Annotated in this window: 15 protein-coding genes and 1 pseudogene; 7 read left to right on the top strand and 9 right to left on the bottom strand. The window is 74.1% G+C overall.

Translation table 11 applies throughout. From position 1 onward, the window contains the following. The 3 genes and pseudogenes from ACZ58X_RS10025 to ACZ58X_RS10015 form a co-directional block, all read right to left on the bottom strand. Positions 1–277, bottom strand: a pseudogene (locus ACZ58X_RS10025) (hypothetical protein); the annotation flags it as partial. Between the two features lie 245 nt (positions 278–522). Continuing rightward, positions 523–1,593: a LuxR C-terminal-related transcriptional regulator gene (locus ACZ58X_RS10020; protein ID WP_470333176.1), complete on the bottom strand. Its 1,071-nt coding sequence runs from the start codon at positions 1,591–1,593 to the stop codon at positions 523–525. A 36-nt stretch (positions 1,594–1,629) separates the two neighbouring features. Then, the gene (locus ACZ58X_RS10015) at positions 1,630–2,049 is read right to left on the bottom strand and encodes an ester cyclase (RefSeq protein ID WP_470333175.1); all 420 of its coding nucleotides are present in this window, start codon (positions 2,047–2,049) and stop codon (positions 1,630–1,632) included. Between the two features lie 114 nt (positions 2,050–2,163). On the opposite strand from ACZ58X_RS10015, the gene ACZ58X_RS10010 reads away from it, so the two are divergent. Both ACZ58X_RS10010 and ACZ58X_RS10005 read left to right on the top strand, forming a co-directional pair. Then, entirely contained in the window at positions 2,164–2,799 is a 636-nt protein-coding gene (locus ACZ58X_RS10010; protein WP_470333174.1) for an alpha-ketoglutarate-dependent dioxygenase AlkB, read from the top strand. 61 nt (positions 2,800–2,860) lie between these two features. Then, positions 2,861–3,466 (top strand): DUF7691 family protein, encoded by a 606-nt coding sequence (locus ACZ58X_RS10005; RefSeq protein ID WP_470333173.1) that lies wholly within the window; start codon positions 2,861–2,863, stop codon positions 3,464–3,466. Between the two features lie 37 nt (positions 3,467–3,503). Here the strand turns inward: ACZ58X_RS10005 and ACZ58X_RS10000 are convergent, their stop codons facing one another. From ACZ58X_RS10000 to ACZ58X_RS09990, 3 genes are read right to left on the bottom strand one after another with little or no spacing between them, the layout of a single operon-like run. Further along, positions 3,504–4,364, bottom strand: coding sequence for a carbohydrate ABC transporter permease (locus ACZ58X_RS10000; RefSeq protein WP_470333172.1), 861 nt, complete (start codon positions 4,362–4,364; stop codon positions 3,504–3,506). Continuing rightward, complete coding sequence (locus ACZ58X_RS09995) at positions 4,361–5,341, bottom strand: carbohydrate ABC transporter permease (protein ID WP_470333171.1); 981 nt, start codon at positions 5,339–5,341, stop codon at positions 4,361–4,363. Before ACZ58X_RS09995 ends, ACZ58X_RS10000 begins: the two co-directional genes overlap by 4 nt. A 28-nt stretch (positions 5,342–5,369) precedes the next feature. Then, positions 5,370–6,680: an extracellular solute-binding protein gene (locus ACZ58X_RS09990; protein ID WP_470333170.1), complete on the bottom strand. Its 1,311-nt coding sequence runs from the start codon at positions 6,678–6,680 to the stop codon at positions 5,370–5,372. Positions 6,681–7,009: 329 nt separating this feature from the next. On the opposite strand from ACZ58X_RS09990, the gene ACZ58X_RS09985 reads away from it, so the two are divergent. Continuing rightward, positions 7,010–7,846 carry an IclR family transcriptional regulator gene (locus ACZ58X_RS09985; RefSeq protein WP_470333169.1) on the top strand — a complete coding sequence of 279 codons (837 nt, stop codon included), beginning with the start codon at positions 7,010–7,012 and terminating at the stop codon, positions 7,844–7,846. Positions 7,847–8,072: 226 nt separating this feature from the next. Next, entirely contained in the window at positions 8,073–8,783 is a 711-nt protein-coding gene (locus tag ACZ58X_RS09980) for an alpha/beta hydrolase (RefSeq protein WP_470333168.1), read from the top strand. A gap of 149 nt (positions 8,784–8,932) precedes the next feature. Here the strand turns inward: ACZ58X_RS09980 and ACZ58X_RS09975 are convergent, their stop codons facing one another. Next, positions 8,933–9,457, bottom strand: coding sequence for a universal stress protein (locus tag ACZ58X_RS09975; RefSeq protein WP_470333167.1), 525 nt, complete (start codon positions 9,455–9,457; stop codon positions 8,933–8,935). A gap of 182 nt (positions 9,458–9,639) precedes the next feature. Continuing rightward, on the bottom strand, positions 9,640–10,311 hold the full coding sequence (locus ACZ58X_RS09970) for a TetR/AcrR family transcriptional regulator (RefSeq protein WP_470333166.1): 672 nt from the start codon (positions 10,309–10,311) through the stop codon (positions 9,640–9,642). 135 nt (positions 10,312–10,446) lie between these two features. Here ACZ58X_RS09970 and ACZ58X_RS09965 point away from each other — a divergent pair, with 135 nt between their 5' ends. Then, complete coding sequence (locus tag ACZ58X_RS09965; RefSeq protein ID WP_470333165.1) at positions 10,447–11,271, top strand: MOSC domain-containing protein; 825 nt, start codon at positions 10,447–10,449, stop codon at positions 11,269–11,271. A gap of 67 nt (positions 11,272–11,338) precedes the next feature. On the opposite strand, the gene ACZ58X_RS09960 is transcribed toward ACZ58X_RS09965, so the two are convergent. Continuing rightward, complete coding sequence (locus tag ACZ58X_RS09960) at positions 11,339–11,671, bottom strand: ribonuclease (protein ID WP_470333389.1); 333 nt, start codon at positions 11,669–11,671, stop codon at positions 11,339–11,341. Between the two features lie 395 nt (positions 11,672–12,066). On the opposite strand from ACZ58X_RS09960, the gene ACZ58X_RS09955 reads away from it, so the two are divergent. Together ACZ58X_RS09955 and ACZ58X_RS09950 are read left to right on the top strand one after the other, a co-directional pair. After that, positions 12,067–13,632, top strand: a complete 1,566-nt coding sequence (locus ACZ58X_RS09955; protein WP_470333164.1) for a carboxyl transferase domain-containing protein — start codon at positions 12,067–12,069, stop codon at positions 13,630–13,632. Positions 13,633–14,183: 551 nt separating this feature from the next. Next, positions 14,184–14,558 (top strand): aggregation-promoting factor C-terminal-like domain-containing protein, encoded by a 375-nt coding sequence (locus ACZ58X_RS09950; RefSeq protein ID WP_350505686.1) that lies wholly within the window; start codon positions 14,184–14,186, stop codon positions 14,556–14,558. Positions 14,559–14,720: the final 162 nt, after the last annotated feature.

Here is a 14,720-nt window from a genome sequence, read left to right as displayed (position 1 = left end):
GCGGCAACCCCCGATCTGGTGTGGTGCGGGTGGGTTCCCGGCTCCGCGGGGGCGTGCTCTCCCCCCCCTGCCAAGGCACGGGGCATTCCCGCGTTCCCCCTCCCGGGAACCGGGGCGCCCGGACCATCGCCTGCCAGCGCTTGTTCGCCTCCCGCATCGAGGCCCGGGTGGCGCCGAGTCGCCGCACCGCCTCCTCGACCAACTCCGGGTGGTGGTCGGCCATCCGCCGCAGCAGGAAGAGCTGGAACTCGGTGACCCCGAACCCGTTGATCGCCATGACGACAGGCTAGGGCCCGTCTTCAAACCCCCGCCTGCGGGCCGACGCCGGGGCACGCACCTCGCCGCGTTGTCGTCGGTCGCCGATGCTCCGCATGGACTCCCTCCTCCGCCTTGCGATGCACGCACCCCAACGCCGCCCCGCCCGCCCTCCGGGCGGACGACGGGGGTTTGAAGACCGGCCCTAGGACCCCTCCCGCGGATCCCGCCGGGCGGGCGACACCGGACGGGCCCCGGGCGCGCTGCTCAGCCGTTCCCCGCCAGCGCCAGCGCGACCAGCTCCCGGCGGCTGCGGACGCCCAGCCGGTCGAAGACCGCGCTGAGGTGCTCCTGCACGGTATTGGCCGAGATGCACAGCTCGGCCGAGATCTCGCGGGTGGAGCGGCCGCGCAGCACGAGGGTGGCGACCCTGGTCTGTGCCGGGCTCAGGCCGTAGGCGCTGAGCAGCAGCGAGGACCGCTGCCGTGGCGGCGCGGGCTCGATGATCACCGCGGTCTGCGGCCGGGGCGGCCCGGTGAGCCGGGTGGCCTGCACGCTCCACCACTGGCCGAACCGGTCCCGCACCCGCACGGTCGGCGGCGGCACCCGGTCGGCCGGTTGCCCGCCCAGCCGACCCAGCCGTGCGGCCACCGCGCTGACGGCGACCGGGAGCCGGGCGCCGGCCGGGAAGTCCGCCGGGTCCAGCCGGGCGAGCCAGTCACGGGCCTCCTCGCTGGCGGACAGCAGGACGGACTCGGCGTCGAGCACCAGCACCCCGGGGGCCACCACCCGGCCGGACGCGGCACCGGTCAGCCCGCGCGCGACCGCGCGCCGGAGCCCCTCGGCCAGGTGCGGACCGACGGCCCGCAGCACCGCGAGATCCGCCTCGTCGAAGCCGGCTTCCGCCTGCTCCCGGTGCAGGCAGAGGAACCCCCAGCAGTTCCCGCCGGCCCGCAGCGCCACCCGGAGCTCGTCGCCGAGCCCGAGGGGCGCCATGATCTCCCGGTAGCGGGGGCTGGCCGCGAGGTCGCCCCGGGTCGCCCGGCCGAGGGTGGCCACCGGATCGGCGGACCGCGCCAGCTCGGCGAACTTGTTGACGTCCGCCCGGCCGAACTCGTTGTCGAGGAAGCGGGTGGTCTGGGCGACCAGCGGTTCGTCCGCCGCGGCCGACGTGAACAGCAGGGAGGCGGGGTCGGCGGTGGCGAAGAACACCGCGTCGGCGGGGACCAGCCGCAGCAGCCGGGGGACGACGTCCGCCCGCAGCCGGGCCGGGTCGGACCCGGCGTAGCAGCGGTCGACGAGTCCGGCCGTCCGGCGTTCCACCAACGATGCCGCCATGGGACCGACGCTACTCCCCGGGCGGTGGACCTGCCGTCAGACCGGTGCCAGCCCGAGCTGCCGAAGCAGCCCGAGCTCGTCCAGGCGGCCCCACCGCTCGACGATCCGACCGTCGCGGAGCCGGAAGATGTTGATCCCGGGCAGCGTGAGCGGCCGGCCGGTGGGCGCCACCCCCATCAGCTCGCCCCGGTGGGTGCCGCTCGCGGTGAAGTGCTCGACCACGAGGTCGCCCTCCCCGAACACCAGGTCCTGATCGCTGTGCCAGTCGGGGCAGGCGGCCCGGAACAGCGCTCCGGCCCTGCGCATCCCCTCCCGGTCGGCGCCGCCGCCGAACGGCGGGTCGTGGTTGACGAAGTCCTCGGCGAGGTACTCGTCGACGGCCCCCGGGTCACCCTTGCTGAAGAGCGCGTCGATGAACGCGGTGACCGTGCTCTTGTTCTGTTCGATGGTGTCCATACCGGCAGTCTTCGACCGGCCGGGGCCGTCCGGTACCCCAGAAGCCTGGGGTTCTCCGAAGGCCACGCCCGATACATTCGCGCACCTGTTCGATTCACGGCGTACGCTGGACCCATGCACGGCACCGCCCACCTCCAGCCCTCGCTGTTCGAAGAGGCCGCCGACCTCGGGCTCGGCCCGCTCGACGGCCTCCGGCGCCTGACCCTCGGCGACGGCGCCTGGCTGGACCTGCTGCCCGGCTGGCTGCGCGGCGCCGACCGGCTGTTCGAACAGCTGGCCGCCGGCGTCCCCTGGCGCGCCGAGCGGCGCGAGATGTACGAGCGCACGGTCGACGTCCCCCGGCTGCTCGCCTCCTACGGCGCCGACTCCGAGCCGCCGCACCCCGTCCTCGCCGAGGCCCGGACGGCGCTGAGCCGGCACTACGCGGCGGAGCTGGGCGAACCGTTCCGCACCCTAGGACTCTGCTACTACCGGGACGGCCGGGACAGCGTGGCCTGGCACGGCGACCGGATCGGGCGTGGCGCCCGGGAGGACACCATGGTCGCGATCCTCTCCGTGGGCGAGCCGCGCGTCCTCGCGCTGCGGCCGCGCCACGGCGGCGGCGCGGTCGTCCGCCGGCCGCTCGGCCACGGGGACCTCGTGGTGATGGGCGGCTCCTGCCAGCGCACCTGGGAGCACGCGATCCCGAAGACCGCCCGCCCGGTCGGCCCGCGGATCAGCATCCAGTTCCGCCCGCGCGGGGTCGCCTGAGCCCGCCCCGCCCCACCGGCCCCCACGGCCGACTGTCCGTCACGGGCGTTACGGTGGCCGCATGAGTTCCTTCCTCACCGCCTACCTGACCAACATCGAGAACAAGCACCACCTGGCCGGCTGCGCCGACGAATCCGTGCTCCAGGACGTCCTCGGGTACTACGGCGACAGCCTGGACCACGCCGACCACGAGTTCGCCGACCAGATCGCCGACGGCGCCCCGACCGCCCGCGAGGCGCTGCGCGCGGTGGTGTTCGGCGGGCCGTACGAGGAGGAGCACGCCTTCCAGTACCGCTACGCGTACCGGCGCCTGTGCGCCCCGGACGCGACGCCGCTGGACAACCGGTCCTTCGGCCCGTTCCGCGGCCTCTGGCTGGACGTCGTCGACGACGGCCTGCGCGCGTACGGCGTCAAGGCCGTCTCGGTCTCCGACTTCCTCTACGGCAGCGGCTTCCCAGCCGGCCTGCCCTACGCCCCCGAGGTCTCCTGCGGCGAGTGGTCGGCCGAGCAGTGCCGGGAGGCGCTCGCCCAGTTCGAGCAGGGCGAGCGCGCGGGCCTCGCCCCGGAACTGGACCGCGAGGTGACCGCCGCCGTCCAGGAGGTCGTCGGATGGCTGCGCACGGCACGGGAGTTGGAGGACTACGGAGTCATCGGCTTCGTCTCCTGACCGCTCCCGACCACCCCGGGCCGGCGGGTGCCGGTCCTCAGTCCTTGACCGCGCCCGCCAGCCCGGACACCAGCTTGCGCTGCACCGCGATGAAGAACACCAGCACCGGCACCGTCATCAGCGTGGACGCCGCCATGATCCCGCCCCAGTCGTTCTCGTCCGGCTTGAAGAAGACCAGCAGCGCGGACGGCAGCGTCTGGTTCTCGGTGGCGCTGATGATGAAGGTCTTGGCGAAGACGAAGTCGTTCCACGCCGCGATGAAGGAGAACACGCTGGTCGCGGCGAGGCCCGGGGCCACCAGCGGCAGCAGGATCCGCCACAGGATGCGGGTCCGGCTCGCCCCGTCGATCTGCGCGGCCTCCTCGATCGAGACCGGCACGGCCGCGACGAAGCCGCGCATCATCCAGATCCCGAACGGCAGCGAGAACGCCAACTGCACCAGCACCAGCGAGGCCAGGGTGTTCAGCCCGATGCCCGGCGCGAACCGGCCGGCGTCGCGGAACATGAAGAACAGCGGGATGGTCAGCGCCTCGACCGGGATCATCTGGGCGATCAGGAACATCACCATGATCGTGGTGCGGAACCGGAACCTGAACCGGGTCACCGCCACGGCGGCCAGGAAGACCACCACCGCCGACAGCACCACCACCGACAGCGCGACCACCAGGCTGTTCACGAAGTACCGGCCGAAGCCGTCCACGCTGAGCACCTGCCGGAAGCTGTCCAGCGTCGGGTGGGCGGTCCACGGCCTCGGATCCAGCGACTGCACCTCGCCCTTGGGCTTGAAGGCCGAGAGCACCATCCAGAAGATCGGGAAGGCGGTGACCACCGCCAGCAGCACGGCACCGCTGTTCGCCGCGAGCCGCCACCGGCCGCGGGGGTTCCGAAGGGCGTTCACAGCTCGTTCCCCGTCCGTCGCAGGCTGCGGATGTACAGGACCGTCGGGACCACCAGGATCAGCAGCATGATCACGCCGATCGCCGCGCCCAGCCCGTACTGCGAGGAGGCGAAGGCCTTCTGGTACGCGTACACGTTGAGCACCAGGTTCTGGCCGGCGATGCCGCCGCCCTCGGTCATCACGTAGATCTGGGTGAAGACCTTGAAGTCCCAGATCACCGACTGGATCACCACGATGGTCAGGATCGGCCGCAGCATCGGCGCGGTGATCCGGCGGAAGGTGGTCCAGGTGCCGGCGCCGTCCAGGGCGGCGGCCTCCATGACCTCCTCCGGGATGGCCCGGATGCCCGCGTAGAGGGTGACCATCACGAACGGGTAGGAGTGCCACACCACCACGGCGCCCACGATCAGGAACGCCGTCCACTTGTCGTAGAACCAGTTGAACTCGTGGAAGCCGCTCAGCCCGAGCTTCACCAGGGTGTGGTCGACCAGCCCGAGGTTGGTGTCGAACAGGAAGCTCCACACCGTCGAACCGGTCATCGCGGGCGCCGCCCAGGCGGCCATCGCCGCCGTGGTCAGCACCAGCCGCGGCCAGCGGCCGACCCTGGTCAGCAGCACCGCGAGGGTAGCGCCGACGGCCAGGGTGGCGACCACGCAGAAGGCGGCGAAGCCGACGGTCTGCACCAGCACCGTCCAGAACTGGCCGTCCTCCAGGATCTTCGAGTAGTTGCCGAGGCCGACGAAGGAGGTCGGGGCGCCGCCGGAGGCCTGGGCCTGCCCGAAGTCCAGCACGGACAACAGCCCGAGCTGGTAGATCGGGTAGGCCACCAGCGGGACCAGGATGACCGCGGCCGGCAGGAGCAGCAGCAACGGGGGCCGGCGGCGCCGGCCGCCCGGGGGTGCGGCCGGCGCCCTGCCCCCACGGCGCCGCTGCGGGGAGGCCGGCGCCGACGGGGCGGTCGTGGTGGATGCGGACACGTGCGGGACCTGCTCTCTGCTCGGCGGGTCAGTGCGCGGCGAAGGCCGAGTTGATCTGCGCCGCGGCGTCGGCGGAGGCCTTGGCCACGTCCGCCTTGCCCGTGACCACCTGCTGCAGCATGGTCGGGATCACCGCCTGGGCGTCGATCTGCGCCCACGCCCGGTCCAGCGGCACGAAGCGGGTACCGGCCGCGATGGTGTCGGTGAACGGCTTGAGGAAGGCGTCCTTCGCCCCGACCTCGGCACTGACCGACGTGAGCGTCGGCAGGTTGCCCATCGCGTCGTACATCTGCGCCTGGTAGGCCGGGCTCGCCAGCAGTTCGGCGAACTCCACCGCCAGCGTGCGGTGCTTGGCCGCCTTCATCACCCCGAGGTTGTTGCCGCCGGCGAAGGCGGGGGCGATCGAGCCGGCCTTCTCCCCGGGCAGCGGCACCACGCCGTACCTGCCCTTGACCGCGCCCGCGTCCACCTTGCTGCGGTTGGAGTTGACCAGGATCGCCATCGCCGACTTCCCGGCCGCGAACAGGTCGACGGTCTTGCCGCCGGTCAGGTCCGCGCACTGCTGGGCGGGGCAGCCGTCCGGGCCGAACAGGTCGGTGTAGCGCTTGATCCCGGCCTGCGCGGCGGGCGAGTCGATGGCGGCCTTGAAGGCCGTGCCGTTCTTCGCGGCGATGTCGCCGCCCGCGTCCCAGACGAACGGCAGCGCGCCGTAGGTGTACTTGCCGCCGACCGCGATGCCGAAGGTGTCCGGGTGCGCGGCGTGGATCTTCTGGCCGGCCGCGACCAGTTCGGCGTACGAGGCGGGCGGGTTGAGCCCGGCCTCGGTGAACAGGTCGGTGCGGTAGTACAGGGCGCGCACGCCGACCCACCACGGCAGGCCGTAGGTCTTGCCGTCGACCACCGCAGTCCCCGCGATCGCCGGGTCGAGGTCGCCCTTGGCCTGCCACGCGTCCAACTCGGCGCCGATCTCGGCCAGTCCGCCCGCGGCGACGTAGCCGGGCAGGTCGGTGTTGCCGAACTCGACCAGGTCGGGGGCGCTGTTGGGATCGTTGAAGGCGCCCTTCATCTTGGCGGCGCGGGCCGAGGCGTCGGTGTCGATGTAGCTGACCTTCACGGTGACGCCCTGGTGCGAGGCCTGGAACTCGCTGACCGCCTTGGTCACCACGGCCTCCTTGGCCGCGTTGCCCGCCTCGTTGTACAGCCACACCTGGAGGGTGCCGGTGCGGTCGTCGGCGGCCTTGCCGCCGGCCGGCGCCGCGGTGCCCGGGGCACAGGCGGTGGCGGCGAGGCAGCCGGCGGCGAGCACGACGGCCGCGGCGGCCCGACTGGTGAGTCGCATGGGTGGAGACCTCCCCTCCCGACAGCTGCCGCCGAGACGCGCTCCGCCGGGGGACGGGCGCGTCGAAGCAGGCCCTGACCGGGGCCGATGGTGGGTGAAGTGGTGGGGGTGACGGCAGGGCGCAGCGCCTCGGGTGGGCGACGCCGCCTGCTCGATGGCAGGGACGTTAGGCGTGGGCGATCGGGCCCAACAAGAGGCGGTTCACGAAGTTTTGCACTGCACAACGTTGTATCGAGGATGCGCTGATCCGGGCCCGAAGGGGTACGTTCTGACCACCCCCGCCGGCGTGCGGGGCAACGCCAGCAGAACCCGGACCAGGGAACGCACCCATGACGGAGACGTCGCCCCAGCAGCCCACGACGGCGGCCGCGCCCGCGTCGAAGCCCACGACCGAGCGCAACCAGTCCTCCTCGCTGCGCCGCGCACTCGCCGTCCTCGGCCACGTCCGCGACCACGGCGACGGGCGCGGCGTGCCGCTCGCCCAACTCGCCGACGCCCTGGGCCTCAACAAGAGCACCGTGCTCCGGCTGGCCGGCCCGCTGCTCGACGAGCACCTGCTCGAACGGGACCGGGAGACCGGCTGGTTCCGCCTCGGCCACGGCTCGCTCCGGCTCGGCCAGGCCTACCTGACCACTCTCGACCTGCGGAGCGTCGCCGCCGAACACCTGCGCCGGCTCCAGCGCGAGGCCGGCGAGACCGTCCACCTGACCGTCTGGCAGGCCCCGGGGATCGTCTACCTGGACAAGGTCGAGGACGAGACCAACGTCCGGATGGCCTCCCGGGTCGGCAGCCGGGCACCCGCCTACTGCACCGCCACCGGGAAGGCGATCCTCGCCTGGCTCCCCGATGAGGCGGTCACCGAGGTGGTCGCGGCCGGCCTGCGCCCGGTCACCGCCTGGACCATCGCGGACGAGCCCCGGCTGCGCGCCGACCTCGCCCGGGTCCGCGCCCGCGGCTACTCGATCGACGACCGGGAGAACGAACCCGAGGTGCGCTGCGTGGCCGCGCCGATCTTCGACCACACCGGCGAGGTCACGGCGGCGCTGTCCGTCTCCGGCCTCACCTCCCGGATGACGGCCGCCCGGGTCCGCGCCCTCGGCCCGGTCGTCGCCCAGGTCGGCCTGCGGATCTCCCGCGAGCTGGGCTCGGACCGCCAGCCGTCCTGAACTCCCGGGCCCCGCAGGCGGAAACGCGAACGGGGCCCGGCACCCGTGAAGGTGCCGGACCCCGTCCGACGGTGGAGCGCCAGGCCCGGATCGCACGGACTCTTCCTACTGAAAGTAGGACGTGCTCTGGTAGCACCGCTGACGCCTGACGAGAGATCATCTCCCTCGCGACAGGAAGTACAGTAGCAGCTCCGTGACCACCCACCGAATCGGAGGCGAACCCGGCATGACGACCGCGCGACCGGAGGCCGTTCCGTACGCGGACGGACGGCTGTTGGACGTCCACCGCCCCACCGCCACCGGCTCCGGGCCCGCCCCCGTGGTGCTGCTCTGGCACGGCTCGGGCCCCGACGAGCGCGACGTGCTGCACACCCTCGCCCAGGAGGCCGCCGGGCTCGGCCTGCTGGTCCTCGTCCCGGACTGGCGCCCCGACCGGGCGGACGGCGGCCGAGCCGACCTGCTCGCCTCACTGGCCTTCGCCCGGCACAACGTGGCCGCGTACGGCGGGGATCCGGACCGCTTCGTGCTGGCCGGCTGGTCGCTCGGCGGCCGGGAGGCCGTGGCCGTGGCCACCCACCCGGACACCCCGGCCGAACTGCGCCCCACCGCCGCCGTCGGCATAGCCTCCGCCTATGGCCGCCCGGCGGCCACCACCGGGGACGTCCCGCTCGACCACCTGGCGGCGGGCCCGTCCCCGGTGCCGGTCCTGCTGGTGCTGGGCACCACGGACGAGGTGGTACCCGGCCGACTGACCCGTCAGCTGCACGCGGTGGTGCCGACCGCCGAACTGCTCGAACTCCCCACCGACCACGCCGGGGTGGTGATGACCGCCTACCACCCGGGGGCCAACCGCTGCCTGCCCGCCACCGACCCCGCCACCCTGGCGGCCGGCCGGCAGACCGCCGCACTCCTCGCCCGGGCGGCCGGGCTCCGCTAGACGCTCCGGCGGGCGGGCGGGCGAGCGGGCAGGCCGCCGGTCGGTCGCCCGGTCGGCAGTCCGGGAGGGTCGCTGCCGCAGCCGAGCGGCACCATGACCGCCGTACACGAGGACGCCCTCATCGCCGCCCAACGGCCTTACTCCGCCCGCTAGTTGCCTGCCACCAGGTCCCGCAGGCCGTAGCCGCGCTCCAGCGCCTCCAGGTCCCGCTGCAGGGGCGGGCGCGGCACGGTGAGCACCGGGCAGGTCGCGTGCCGGACGCAGTAGGCGGTGACCGACGGCCGGATCAGCCGGGAGAGGCAGCCCCGCTCCCGGCCGGCGCCGAGCACCAGGACGTCGCCCGGCCGGTCCGCGCAGCGCAGCAGGGTGTGGGCGGTCTCGCCGCGCACGGCCTGGCAGCGCAGCCGGGCTCCGGCGTACCGCCCGGCGAAGGCCTCGTCGAGCGCCAGCCGCAGCCGGGCGACGGCGGCGTCCCGGCCGGCGCCGACCACCGGCGGGCAGACCGAGCGGCGGTACCCGAGCTCCTCCCCCGGCGGGGTCCAGCACAGCACCGCGAGCACCTCGACGTCCGTCCGCCGGGCCTCGGCCACCGCGTGGTGCAGGGCCGTGAGGCTGCCGAGCGAACCACTGACGCCGACCACGATCCGGCCGTCGCCCGTACCCGTGTCCGTCATCGCCCGCCCCGCCTCTCCGTCCGCGCCGCCGCCTGGCGGATCACCCCAGCCAAGCGGACCGCCCGCGCCCGCCCGCGCCCGTTGACACGGCCCTGACGCCTCACCGGGTGTTCCGTACGCGTCCCTGATGCCGGTGGGGGACGGCCGGTGGCGGACGGCCGCTGCCGGACGACCGACGGACCTCAGGCCTCCGGGGCCTCGGCCTCCCACAGGTCCGCGAACATCCGGTCCAGGTGCTCCTCGCCGATCGGCGGGACGGGCAACGGATGGGCGGCCCGGGCGCGGAAGCCGTCCAGCAGCAGGGCGAGGTAGCGGCGCCAGAGGTCGGGGCGCAGCTCTGCGGTGGCGGGCAGGGCGCGGCAGAGGGGGCCGAGCAGGAAGAGCAGGTCCATGGTGACCACGTCGCGCCGCATGGTGCCCTGCTCCTGGGCGCGGGCGATCAGGGCGCCGACGGTGACGGCGTGCCCTCGACTGATCTCGATCATGCCGGGGATGACCGGGATGGCCTGGGTGACCAGGTCGTTGATGCCGCGGTCGGCGGCGACCAGGGCGAAGATCCGCTCGAAGTAGCCCTCCAGGCCGGTCCAGGCGTCCTCGGCGGCGAGCGCCTCCCGCCCGGCTTCGGCGAGTCCGGCTCCGGCGTCCGCGAACACCTCGGCGATCAGCGCCTCGCGGGTCGGGAAGTGCCGGTAGAGGGTGGCGTTGCCGACGCCGGCCTCCTTGGCGATCTGGTCCAGCGGGACGTCGAGGCCGTGCCGGGAGAACATCTCGCGGGCGGCGGCGAGCAACTGGTCCCGGTTGCGCTGCGCGTCGCGCCGGAGCCGTCCCGGGGGGTTCGCGCTGCTCGGTGCCATGGGCAGACCCTAGCAACCGCACGGCCGCCGGGCGTTCACCGGCACGACGGCCGGACCGCTGCGGGCCCGGCCTGCAACTACCCTACGGGGGCGAGGAGAAGAGCGGCCCGGGCGGCCGCGGACCACGGGGGCGACATGGCGACGGTGACGGAACTGCGGTACTACCCGGTGAAGGGCTGTGCCGGGGTGCGCACGGAGCGGGCGGAGGTGACCGGCGCGGGGCTGGCGCACGACCGGGAGTTCATGGTGGTGGACCAGGACGGCGTGTTCCGCTCCCAACGGCGGGATCCGCTGCTGGCGACCGTCCGCCCGGCGGTGGCGGAGGGCGGTGCCCGGCTGTCGCTGGCCGCGCCCGGGGTGGAGCCGGTGGCCTTCGCGGTGGACAGCGCGGGCCCGCGCCGCAAGGTCGAGCTGTTCGGCGTGCCGTACCCGGCCGTCGACCAGGGCGACGAGGTGGCCGCCTGGCTGTCCCGGGTGTTGGGCGCGCCCAGCCGGCTGGTCCGGGTGCCGCCGGAGCACGACCGGGCGACCGACGGGCTGACCCCGGGGACGTCGGGCTTCGCCGACAGCAGTGCGATGCACCTGCTGTCCCGGGCGACCCTGGACGACTTCAACGCGCGCACCGACGAGGACGTCGACCCGCTGCCGGTGGAACGGTTCCGCCCGAACCTGGTGGTGGACGGCTGGCCGGAGCCGCACACCGAGGACCTGCTGCGCCGCTTCCGCGTCGGCGGCGCCGAGTTCGGCTACACCAAGCTGGCGATCCGCTGCGCGGTGACGCTGGTGGACCAGTCGACCGGCGCCAAGGCGGGCCCGGAGCCGCTGCGCACCCTGGCGCGGTACCGCCGGGCGGCGGTCGGCGGGGTGGCGCTCGGCAGCAAGTTCGCCGTGCTGTGCCCGGGCACCGTGCGGGTGGGGGACGAGCTGACGGTGAGCGACTGGGGACCGTCCGAGCTGTGACGCGGGTCCCGGTGGGCCCGTGGCCCGGCGGACGGATCCGCCGGGCCACGGGCGTACCGGCGCTCGATCAGCAGGTCTGGTCGATCAGGGAGAACGTGGCGTAGTGGTCGCCGGTGTAGTAGTCCTCCTGGGAGTCCTCGCCGGTGATGATCCGGCGGGCACCACGGGTCGGGGCGCCCGGGGTGATGACGGTGTACTCGTGGTAGTACCCGTACGACTGGCTCGGCAGCACGCCCTCTCTGTTCTGGAAGACCACGCCGTCCTGCGAGTACGGGAACGGCCCGTCGGAGGCGATCAGGTTCAGGGTGTCGGTGGCCTGCGACGGCAGCGCGGACAGGCACACCGTGCCGCTCACGTCGGCGTGCGCCTCGGTGGCGACGGCGACGGGGGCGAGGGTCATCAGGGCGACGGCGGTGATGGCGGCAGCGCGGGTCTTCCACGCGCGTAGAGTGCGGGTCATGTCCCTCAGTGTGGCGGGCCACCGACAACTCCGGAAGGCTTGAATCAACTTTTTACCGGCGGGTAACTCCCCTGTCCCATCAGCGACTTCGCCCGTACGCCGCCCGCCGGAGCCGGTCCGCCGAAGCCGTCCACGAACCGTCCGCCCCGCCCTTGGGTCGACCGCCGTCGAACTTCCGTCCGCCCCGCTGTCGGGCTCCTCACACCTTCACAGCACTCCCACAGCGCCGCGCCCGCGCCGCATAGAGTGACGGACCGTGCCGGACCGGAACGATCACTGACGGGGTGGACATGGACACGGGCGCGAGCACGGGCGCAGCGGCGAGCACGGGCGCAATGGCGAGCACGGGCGACGGGCCGACCGCCAGGGCCACCGCACTGACCGCCCACCAGCTGATCGGCCTGCTGGTCGACCCGGGCGGCTTCCACTACTGGGACGAACCGCCGTCCCACCCCACCGCCGCCCCCGACTACCGCGCCGACCCCGACTACCGCGCCGCGCTCGACCGGGCCCGCGACCGCACCGGCCTGGACGAGGCCGTGCTCACCGGCCGCGGCCTGATCGACGGCCGGCCCGTCGCCCTGATCGCCTCCGAGTTCGGCTTCCTCGGCGGCTCGATCGGCGTCGCCACCGCCGAACGGATCACCCGGGCCGTCGAGCGCGCCACCGCCGAACGCCTCCCGCTGATCGCCCTGCCCGTCTCCGGCGGCACCAGGATGCAGGAGGGCTCGGCGGCCTTCCTCTGCATGCTCCGCATCACCGCGGCCGTCCAGGCGCACCGCGCGGCCGGCCTCCCCTACCTCAGCTACCTGCGCAACCCGACCATGGGCGGGGTCTTCGCCTCCTGGGGCACCCTCGGCCAGCTGGTCCTCGCCGAGCCCGGCGCCCGGCTCGGCTTCCTCGGCCCCCGGGTGTACGAGGAACTGCGCGGCGTGCGACTGCCGCCGGACGTCCAGCGGGCCGAGACCCTGGCCGGGCAGGGGCTGGTGGACGCCGTGGTCCCGCCGCGGGAACTGCGCGAACTGCTCCGCCGCACGCTCGCCGTCCTCGGGGCCGTCCCTCCTCCTCATAGCGGCACCCCTCTTCACGAGGGCACTCCCCTCACCCCTGCGGCGTCCCCCGCCACCGCCCCACCCCCCGACGCCTGGGACTCCGTCCGCCGCACCCGCCGCCCCGACCGCCCCGGCACCCGCGAGCTGCTGCGCCGCACCGCCGAGGAACTGGTCCTGCTCGACGCCCCCGGCGGCCACGACGGCGCCCTGGTCCGCGCCCTCGCCGTCCTCGGCGGCCGCCCCGCCCTGGTCGTCGGCCAGCAACGGCAGGGCGCCGACCACGAGCGCCCCTTCACCGCCGCCGACCTGCGGGCCGTCCGGCGCAGCGCCCGACTCGCCGAGGAACTGGGCCTGCCGCTGGTCACCGTGGTGGACACGGCCGGCGCCGAGCTGTCGGCCAGGGCCGAACAGGAGGGGATCGCGGTCGAGATCGCGCACTGCCTGACCACCCTGCTCGCGCTGCGCACCCCCGTCCTCGCCGTGCTGCTCGGCCAGGGGTCCGGCGGCGGGGCGCTGGCACTGCTCCCGGCCGACCAAGTACTGGCCGCCGGGCACGCCTGGCTGGCACCGCTGCCGCCGGAGGGCGCCTCGGCGATCGTGCACCGGGACGGTGCGCACGCCGCCGAGCTGGCCCGGGCGCAGGGCATCGGCGCCGCACAGCTGGCGGCGGTCGGCCTGGTGGACGAGGTGGTCCCCGAGCTGCCGGACGCCGCCGAGGAGCCGGCGGCCTTCTGCGAGCGGCTGGGCGCGGCGGTCGCCCGGGCCCTCGGCGAGCTGTCGGCCGCCGGCGAGGCGGACCGGCTGGCCGCCCGGGCGCTCCGGCACCGCCGTCTCGGCGACCTTCGGTGATCCCCGGCGGCCTTTGACGACCTTCGGTGACCTCCGGTGGCGCCCGGCGAGGGGACGGCTGCGGACCGTGACCGAATCCTGTGGCGCCGGGCACAGATCGTCAGTACCCAAAGTGCTGTGACCGGACCGTCCGGTGACGGCCGCGCCCCTCAAACGGTGAGTGCGCTCACAGCCGAAAAGCGGCTACGACGATGGGTAGTGGTGACCGGGAGCCCCCCGCCGCACCCCCGGTGCCCCGGTCGGCCGACCGGCGTCCGCCCGGTTCGGCCCCGGTCCGCGCGCCCCGCCCGGGCCGCCCTTCGAATCCACGGCCACCGTCGCGCCTACGACGGTGCGTCGTAGCGAGGGGGTCTTGGCGACGGCCGATCCCGTCTGGCAACAATGGCTCTCGTCGTCAGCCGCACCGGCTCCTGTCCCGCCGGTCGACGGCTTACCGCCGAGTCGCGCCCCGCAACCGCAACGGCCCCTGTCCGGCCCGTGGTCCTGGGTGGGGCGCGACTCGGCCCAACCTGATTGAGGTCCTGTTCTACATGCCCACTTTCAAGCTCCGTATGCGCACTTCCGCCGCGATTCTCGCCGGCGCCGCTGGTCTCACCGCCCTGGGCGCGGGCGTCCTGCCCGCCACCGCGAACGCCGCCACCGCCTCCCCGCAGGCCATCGCCGCCCAGATCGTCCCGGCGAACCAGCTGGCCTCGTTCAGCCAGATCATCTCCCACGAGTCCGGCTGGAACGTGACGGCGACCAACCCGAGCTCGGGCTCGTACGGCCTCGGCCAGGCGCTGCCGGCCTCCAAGATGGCCTCCGCCGGCGCGGACTGGAAGACCAACCCGGCCACCCAGATCAAGTGGGCGCTGGACTACATGAACACCCGCTACGGCAGCCCGAACGCCGCCTGGGCCTTCTGGCAGAACCACCACTGGTACTAAGCCGCCCGACCACCGGCGTACCGAGCTTCCACCCGTCTCCTGACCACTCCCCCCTCACCCCGGGGGTCGGACAGGGACCACCGGGGTGACCCGGGAGGGCCCGGGCCCGCGCGATCCGCGTGGCCCGGGCCCTCCCGCGCGTTCCACGCCCCTGCGGTCCGT

Source organism: Kitasatospora sp. NPDC040550 (assembly GCF_055594965.1).
The sequence above is the reverse complement of the archived record's forward strand: the minus strand, read 5'-3'. Positions and strand labels throughout refer to the sequence as shown.